A 7,978-nucleotide genomic window follows, 5' to 3' on the forward strand; every position below is an offset into this window, starting at 1 on the left:
CGCAGGGATCCGGGGAAGAGGCTGCGCTTACAGCCTATGCCGAGTTCTGCAGGGAGCAGCTAGGCTGGCAGCCGGGTGGTCATCCGGTGATGTTCGGCGATCACCTGTACATCTCCCCTCTGCCAAAGGAAGCGCTGGATGGACTAAAGACGATCCGCCCGGGCTGGTATGTTGGCCATGTGCGCAGCGGCCGGTTTGTTCCAGGCCATCCGCTGGCGACTGCACTGCAGCCGGCTGAGTGCTGCCGTAGCCTGTCTCTATCCAGCAGGAACGGCGAAGCGGTGTCCTATCTAAAAGGCGAAACGCTGGCTATTCCTGAGCAGCGCCTGTCCGTGAAGACCGGAAGTACAAGCAAGGGGTATGTACTTGTCTGTATCGACGGTTTCAGTGCCGGCTGGGCAAAATGGCAGGAAGGTATGCTTAAGAATGAATATCCCGCAGGCTGGAGGTGGACTTAAGGCATGAGCGCACCAGGAAATAAGAAACAACGGATTGATAAAGTGCTGTCCCATATGGGTATTGGCTCCCGCAGTGATATCCGCAAACAGGCGAAGCAGGGGCTAATCACTGTGAACGGTGCTGTGGTCAAAGACAGCGGATTTCATGTGGACCCCTACCAAGACGAGATTGAGGTGGGCGGTGAACCGGTCCGCTACCGTGAATATGTGTATTTGATGATGAATAAGCCGCCCGGCGTCTTGTCTGCCACTGAAGACAAGCGGGACCGGACAGTGCTTGATTTACTAAAGCCGGAGCATGCGCAGTTTGAACCGTTTCCGGTCGGCAGGCTGGACAAGGATACCGTCGGACTGCTGCTGCTCACCAATGACGGCAAGCTTGCCCATGAGCTGCTCTCCCCGCGCAAGCATGTGCCGAAGACCTATGAGGCAACGGTAGAGGGAGAGGTAGATGCCGATGATGTCGCGGCGTTTGCCGCAGGTGTCGAGCTGGATGACGGATATGTCACACTGCCCGCTCAGTTATCGATTCTCAGCCGGGAACGCGGCAGTAAGACGATCTCGCAGATCTCTCTTACCATTACGGAAGGGAAATTCCATCAGGTGAAGCGGATGTTCATCGCCGTAGGGAAAAAGGTGACTTTTTTGAAGCGGGTATCGATGGGGGAATTGAAGCTGGATGAAAGTCTGCCGCTGGGTGCCTGCCGGGAGTTAACCGCTGCGGAACTGGAGCTGCTGACCGGTACAGCAGATGGAGCAGCCGATTGACCGCAGAATCTGGCTAAACGATTTAATACAGGCTTAATCAAAGTGCGGCATCACGCTGACCGGACTTTGGTAAGCTTGCTTAATATAGCTGTATAGATAAACAGACAGACAAGGATGGTGGATATGAAATACAAGCTGATTGCACTGGATGTGGACGGAACTCTGCTGAATGATGATCATCATTTAAGCAGACAGAATAAAGAAGCGATTGCCGAGGTTACACAGAAGGGCGGGCAAATTGTATTATGCACCGGCCGCAGTCCGCAGAATTCAATTCCTTTTATGGAAGAGCTGGGTTTGTCCGGGTATGTGCTTGGCCACAATGGCGGCGCGACGGTATCAGTAAGTGACCGTAAAGTGCTTGATCAATACGGTATGGACGGACGAGGGCTGGACCCGTATATCGAATATTGCCGGACGTATAATATACATTTCGATGTCAGTACCGCCTTTGAGATGTATGTTGATAATGCAGATAATCTGACCAAAGAAGCTCATTTCATGTATGAGCATTTCCGGATCGTCCCGGCGTCTCTGCCTGCATGGGAGGAATTCCGCGAACCGATCGTCAAATTTACGGTATTCACGCAAGCAGACATTTTGGATGAAGCGATGCGCGAATGGGGAACCTGGACCCAGCAGTACAACCTCCAGCGCAGCGGAGAGTTTTTTGCTGATTTTATGCATCAGGATGCCTCCAAGGGCAATGCGCTGAAGAATCTTGCAGCGAGGCTCGGAATTCAGCGGGAAGAAGTGCTGTCTATCGGGAATTATTATAATGATATTTCCATGCTGACTTATGCGGGTCTTGGAATTGCAATGGAGAATTCACCGCTTGAAGTCAAAGCGGCTGCGGATGCGGTTACGGGAACGAATAATGAACATGGCGTGCGTGACGCACTTTTAAAATATTGTTTATAGCCCTCATATGAAACCGAATTAAAGCATAAACCGGTGCCGGACAGCGCTGGTTTATGCTTTTTTGTTATGTGCCGGATTGTGGAAAAAAGGGGAGCTAACCGGAATTTGTAAGGAGCAGCTCTGAAAGTAAATTGCATGCAAAAAAGCGGCTGTTCCGCCCTGGATAGGGCGGTACGGCCGCTTGTTGTCACTGTTGCAGTGTCTCCGGATGGAATTAGACAAACAACGAACGGGAAATGATGACTAGCAAAATGAAGAGTACCAAAATCGCACCGGTCGATGTGAAGCCTGGCATTGTACCCATGTCTGATTCCTCCCTTAACTCATGTCTAGTTCCCATTGCCGTGCACTCTGGCTGCGGCATCCCTGGGATAATGACATCATATGCGAAGGAAGGCCTTGTGAACTGGTCAGCTGCCTAACCCGCCGTCAAGATGGGCTTTCAGGATTCTGAGTCCTTTAGGCAGATGGTTCTTAAGCTGGCCGGAACTGGCTTTGCCCCAGCTGACCGGCAGCCCTTCTACCGTAACAAGCGTCCAGCCGTGCAGCTCTGGCGGAACCGGCAGGCTTTCGCCCCGCAGCCAGGCCTGAATATCCAGGCTGTCCGCAGCCAGATCAAAGCTGCGTGCTGCCTGCTCAGGCTTCAGTGCCATTGCCAGGGCATGGGCAGGTTCAATCCGGTTCTTCTTCAGGTGGGCAATATGCAGGCCGGCACGGGGGACCTTGAGACCTTCCAGCAGGCCGGTGTGCATACGTTCGCTGAATGACTCCGGCAGCAAGTATAACGATTCCCCAAACAGAAGGGGCACGCCCTGCCCGGTAAACCCGGGAAGCTCGGCCGCGGCCCAGTTCATGAATTGCTGATAGGCATCCCGTACGGAGGATGTGAGCCAGGGACCGCTTTTGCCCCTGCCGGCATTTCGTTTGCTGCGGGGACTCCCGCTGTCGTCATTGGCTGCTTTACGCAGCAGCGCTACAAAATGCCCTTCGCCTTTTTCCAGATGAGGCCAGAGTCTTTTTTGCGTGATGAGCTGCATATCCGGATAAGCTGCTGTAAACCGGGCAAGGGTCTCCTCATTTTCTTGACGGTTGAACGTGCAAGTCGAGTAGGCCATAGTGCCGCCGGGCTTCAGCATGAGGTAAGCATCCTGTAAAATATCCCATTGTCTATCTGCACACATCTTCACATGATCGGGTGACCACTCGCTGACGGCGTCGGGATCTTTGCGGAACATGCCTTCCCCCGAGCAAGGCGCATCGAGCATAATCCGGTCGAAGACCTCCGGGAACCGCCGCGACAATTCCCCCGGACTGCTGCTTGTCACCAATGCGTTGGAAATACCGAGCCGCTCAACGTTTTCAGCCAGAATTTTGGCCCGTTCAGGGTGTATCTCATTCGAGACAAGCAGTCCTTGTCCCTGCATTAAAGAAGCGAGATGTGTGGTTTTGCCGCCGGGTGCTGCGGCCAGATCAAGCACGGTTTCACCGGGGAGCGGGGCCAGCAGCTCGGCGGCGGACATTGCAGACGGTTCCTGAATATAATATAATCCGGCGGTATGATAGGGGTGCCTGCCCGGCCGGGCAGGATCTTCATAGTAATAGCCTGTGGGGCACCACGGAACCGGCGTCAGGCCAAACAGTGAAATTGCATGTGCAGCGGGACCGCTGCCGGGAGCAGCTTTTAAAGTATTTAACCGCAAGCCTTGAGTCCTCGGCATATTATAGCTGTGCAGAAAAGCGTCCGCCTCCTGCCCCAGCATCTCTTTCATGGCAGTGGTATAAGCGGCGGGCAGCCGTTCTTCCTTCATAATTCATTCTCCTCTAGTTAATTTCAAAAAACAGGCTCAAGTGTTCTTATTCCTTGCTGTTTCAGGTGGATACCGATAAAATCAAGGTATGGGACCTAAGCGTGCCTGTAAATGTACATATATACAACTATATCATAATTGCCGGGTCTCACCGTAATCAGGGCAATCGAAAAGGGGATGTACCTTATGAATTTGCTGCAAGCGCTATTCTTCCCGCCGGAGCAGCCCGGTGGCGTATCTTCTATGATCCCTTATCTGCAGGAGCGGTTCCGTTCTAGCCGCTGGGATATGGATTTATTCTGGCTGCCCAAGCGAATTCGGGGCAAGGGACGCGAAGAGATTGTCTTTGATACATTTGACTGGACATTGTACGGCGAAAGTCCGGTTGTGCAAAAATATATTCAGACCTACCGCGATTATATCTGGTGGACGAAGCTGCGGATGAACAATCAATATGATCTGATCCATGCCCATCATCCGATTGCCGGCCTGGCGATGAAAAAAATCTATCCGGACATTCCACTCATTCAAACGCTGCATTCCAGCTATGAACGTGAGCTGATTTTGAATGGTGTGATTGAAGAGGGCGGCGTGGAGCATCAGTTTCTGGTGTCCATTTACCGCGAGCTGGAGCATGCCAGCGACCGTCTAATGACGGTATCACGCTCGTTCGCCGACTATTTAGCGCCTTATATTGATCATCCTGATCAGATCGGCATTATTCCCAACGGTTTTGATGAAAAAAGATTTAAACCGGTGCCGCATGACAACAGCATTCCGCAACTTGTGACAGTCACCCGCCTGGTGCCGGCGAAAGGGATTGATACCTTATTTAAAGCCTGTGCAGAGCTGAAAAGCCGCGGCCATGAATATGTGCTGCATATTATCGGGGACGGACCTTCACGGACTGAGCTGGAGCTGCTCGCCCAGGAGCTCGGGATTTATAATGAAACTATTTTTTACGGGTATACGCTGCACCCGGAAGAGTTTATGCCGTTCTTTGATATCTTTGTATTGCCGTCACGCGCGGAAGCGTTCGGTTCGGTGTTTGCGGAAGCTGCGCTTAGCTGTCTTGCTCTGGTAGGCACGAATGTAGGCGGGATTCCCGAACAGATTGAGGACGGGGTGAACGGCCTGCTGGTAAATCCGGATGACCAGATGGCGCTTGCGGATGCGCTGGAAAAGGTGATTACGGATCCGGGCTACCGCTATGAGCTGTCGAGATCTGCATGGGATAAAGCGAAGAGCCTCTATTCTCTGACCCGTGTCGCCAATGAGCTCAAGAAAACCTATTTGCAGTATCAGCCGGGAACGAAAGGGTGAGCAGATGATTCCTTTCCGATTTCTGCATGCTGCGGATCTGCATCTGGACAGCCGGTTTGCCGGACTTTCGCAGCTTCCGCAAGCCATACGCTCCTATTTACGGGAATCCACCTTCGCCGCCCTCGGGCGGCTTGTTGGCGTAGCTATTGAGGAGAAAGTTGATTTTGTTGTGATCAGCGGTGATGTATATGATGTCTCTGATGCATCCCTGCAGGGTCAGCTGCGTTTTTATGAGGCACTGAGGGAACTGGGTGCCCACGGCATCCATGTCTATCTCATTCATGGCAATCATGATCCGCTCGATGGACCCCGCCTGCAAATGGAGCTGCCGGAGCATGTGACTGTGTTCGGTGCCGGAGAGCCGGGACAAGCGGTTGCCTGCCGCCGCAGCGACGGCAGAGAGGTTGCTGTAATCAGCGGGATTTCCTATCCCACCGCTAAGGTGACAGAGAATACGGCACTGCGGTTCAACCGCAAGCCGGGGAGTACCTTGTTCCATATCGCTTTACTCCACGGAAATGTGGATGGTGATCTGCAGCATGAAACTTATTCACCGTGCAGCCGCAAGGATCTGATCGGGCGCGGGTATGATTATTGGGCGCTGGGCCATATCCATAAACGCAGCATACTGCACGAGAATCCTGTAATCGTCTATCCGGGCAATATTCAAGGGCGAAGTGTTAAAGAGACCGGTCCTAAAGGCTGCTATGTTGTTGAAGTAAATGAAGAAGGGTATACACAGCTCCGGTTCCGTGAACTCGATTCTGTCCGCTGGCAGGTGCGGGAGATTCCGATTGAAGGCCTGGCGGACGAAGCGGAATGGACACGGGCTGTGGAACAGGCGGTGGAAGATATCCGGGAAGAGCTTCCGCAGCTGATGTCTGTCGTGCGCTTCCGGCTCACCGGCAGGGGCAAAGTCCACCGGATTCTCGCGGAAAAAGGAGCTGCGGCCGATCTGCTTACCGAGCTGCAGCGGCGGGAAACGGTCCGAGCCGAACGCAGGGAGTATGCCGGGCTCGTCTGGACCGAAGGATTTGCGGTCGAAACCGGTCTGGCGGTTGACCGGGAACGATTGCTTCAGGAGGACAGCTTCCTCGGTGAAATGTTGCGGCTCTCCAGTCTTAGCGGGCAATCTTCGGAAGGGCTGGAGGATCTGCTCTCTGCTGCGCTGAAGCCGCTGATGGAGAACCGGGAGCTGCGCAGGCTGCTCGCCGGCGCCGGAGAAGAAGAGAAGCTGGGTTGGCTGACCAGTGCTGCAGAGCTCGGGATTACCTTGCTTAGCGGAGTAGAGGATGAGGGCGGGGCAGCAGGACCTATGCTCCAAAATGGAGCGGCTGCTGCCCGGCAAGAGGAAGTTGCTTTGCCTAGTGTATGGAATGAGGCAGGAGCCGGGCGTGAAGCTTCAGTCCGTTATGGAATACCTGAAACGGATCATGCGGTGCCTATGCAGCCTGGCCGGCAGGAGCGGGAGGCTGAAGAATGAGGATTGAGCAGTTACAGATCGGCGGCTTTGGCCGCCTGCAGCAGCGGGAGATCGGGCTGCAGGAAGGCGTAACCGTCCTGTATGGGCGCAATGAAGCCGGCAAAAGCACGACGCTGCAGTTTATCCGGGCAATGCTGTTCGGAATTCCCAGCAGGGCCAATCCTTCGGAGAGATATGAGCCGGTACAGGGCGGGCAGCATGGGGGTGTTCTGACCGCTTACGACCGGGAAGGGGCGCGATGGTTGATCCGCCGCTACGCTGCGGGCGGAGAACTGCAGGGGCGGAGCGAAAAGCTGAGTATTACCGTCAGCCATCCCGATGGCAGAACGGAAGAAGCGACACAGGAAGAGCTGGAGCGGCGGCTTCTGGGTGGGATCTCACGAAGTATGTTCCGCCAGCTGTTCGCCGTGTCGCTTGACGAGCTGCAGGAGCTCGGCGCGCTGCAGTCCGAGGAGATGAGCAGCTATTTGTTCCATGCCGGTATGGGCGGGGGCGGGGAAATTATGCGGGCCGAGCGTAAGCTTATCCAGGATGCAGAGAAGCTTTATAAGCCGCGGGGCAAGGTGCAGGAGGCAGCAAAGATTCTGCAGCAAATCGAGAAGCTGGAGCGCGAGATGGCAGAAAGCCGCTCTTTTCTGCCGAGGTATAATGAGAATTTGGCGGCACTTAAATTGACGGAACAGAAATTGATGCAGCTGGAGGAATCCCGCACGGGAGCCGGCAACAGGCTGGCGCTGCTGCGCAAAGCAGCAGATATCCGTGAGCTGTGGCTGAAATGGCGTGAAGCCCGCCTCGAGCTGGCCGATCTGCCGGTGATCGAGTCTTTCCCGGATAACGGGATGGCCCGGTGGCAGGCACTGGAGGGGGAGATCCGGAACGCAGAAAGTGCAGTGTTCCGGCTTAAACGCCTGCAAGACGAGCTTGCGGCCGAGCTTGCAGCGCATCCGCCGGACGAGCTGCTGGCTGCGCAGGGTCCGGTGCTAGAGCAGCTGGACCGCCGGCGGTCCAGTTATGAGGACAGGCGAGCTGAGCGGCAGCGGCTGGAAGCCGAGCTTGCCTCCCAGCAGGCACACCTGGAACGCATCCTGCGCAGCATTGGTGCTGGCTGGGGCCTGGCGGAGCTTGCCGGCTTCTCCGGCTCAGCAGCGGACCGTGAAGCTGCACGGCGCTTCGCTGCGGCCTTCGCCGGCTATGACCGGCGGATGGAGGCCCGGGAG

8 protein-coding genes are annotated in these 7,978 nt (G+C 55.0%); 6 read left to right on the plus strand and 2 right to left on the minus strand.

Going from position 1 to position 7,978, the window contains the following annotated elements; all coding sequences use genetic code 11:
• From AQR02_RS33695 to AQR02_RS07475, 3 genes are all read left to right on the plus strand, one after another.
• Positions 1-458 (plus strand): RsmF rRNA methyltransferase first C-terminal domain-containing protein (locus AQR02_RS33695; protein WP_245237194.1); only part of this gene is annotated, 458 nt, incomplete at its 5' end.
• A 3-nt stretch (positions 459-461) separates the two neighbouring features.
• Positions 462-1,226 (plus strand): pseudouridine synthase, encoded by a 765-nt coding sequence (locus tag AQR02_RS07470; protein WP_054940042.1) that lies wholly within the window; start codon positions 462-464, stop codon positions 1,224-1,226.
• A gap of 123 nt (positions 1,227-1,349) precedes the next feature.
• Entirely contained in the window at positions 1,350-2,147 is a 798-nt protein-coding gene (locus tag AQR02_RS07475) for a Cof-type HAD-IIB family hydrolase (RefSeq protein ID WP_054940043.1), read from the plus strand.
• Between the two features lie 214 nt (positions 2,148-2,361).
• Here the strand turns inward: AQR02_RS07475 and AQR02_RS33020 are convergent, their stop codons facing one another.
• Together AQR02_RS33020 and AQR02_RS07480 are read right to left on the minus strand one after the other, a co-directional pair.
• Positions 2,362-2,451, minus strand: a complete 90-nt coding sequence (locus AQR02_RS33020) for a YjcZ family sporulation protein (RefSeq protein WP_206104282.1) — start codon at positions 2,449-2,451, stop codon at positions 2,362-2,364.
• Positions 2,452-2,557: 106 nt separating this feature from the next.
• Entirely contained in the window at positions 2,558-3,955 is a 1,398-nt protein-coding gene (locus AQR02_RS07480) for an RsmB/NOP family class I SAM-dependent RNA methyltransferase (protein WP_054940044.1), read from the minus strand.
• 186 nt (positions 3,956-4,141) lie between these two features.
• Here AQR02_RS07480 and AQR02_RS07485 point away from each other — a divergent pair, with 186 nt between their 5' ends.
• From AQR02_RS07485 to AQR02_RS07495, 3 genes are all read left to right on the plus strand, one after another.
• Positions 4,142-5,278, plus strand: a complete 1,137-nt coding sequence (locus AQR02_RS07485; protein ID WP_054940045.1) for a glycosyltransferase family 4 protein — start codon at positions 4,142-4,144, stop codon at positions 5,276-5,278.
• 4 nt (positions 5,279-5,282) lie between these two features.
• On the plus strand, positions 5,283-6,761 hold the full coding sequence (locus tag AQR02_RS07490) for a metallophosphoesterase family protein (RefSeq protein ID WP_082451708.1): 1,479 nt from the start codon (positions 5,283-5,285) through the stop codon (positions 6,759-6,761).
• The coding region (locus tag AQR02_RS07495; RefSeq protein WP_148449139.1) for an AAA family ATPase at positions 6,758-7,978 on the plus strand (1,221 nt) is incomplete at its 3' end. The genes AQR02_RS07490 and AQR02_RS07495, both read left to right, overlap by 4 nt.

Source organism: Paenibacillus ihuae (assembly GCF_001368795.1).
In the GTDB taxonomy this organism is placed as follows: Bacteria; Bacillota; Bacilli; order Paenibacillales; family Paenibacillaceae; genus Paenibacillus_AQ; species Paenibacillus_AQ ihuae.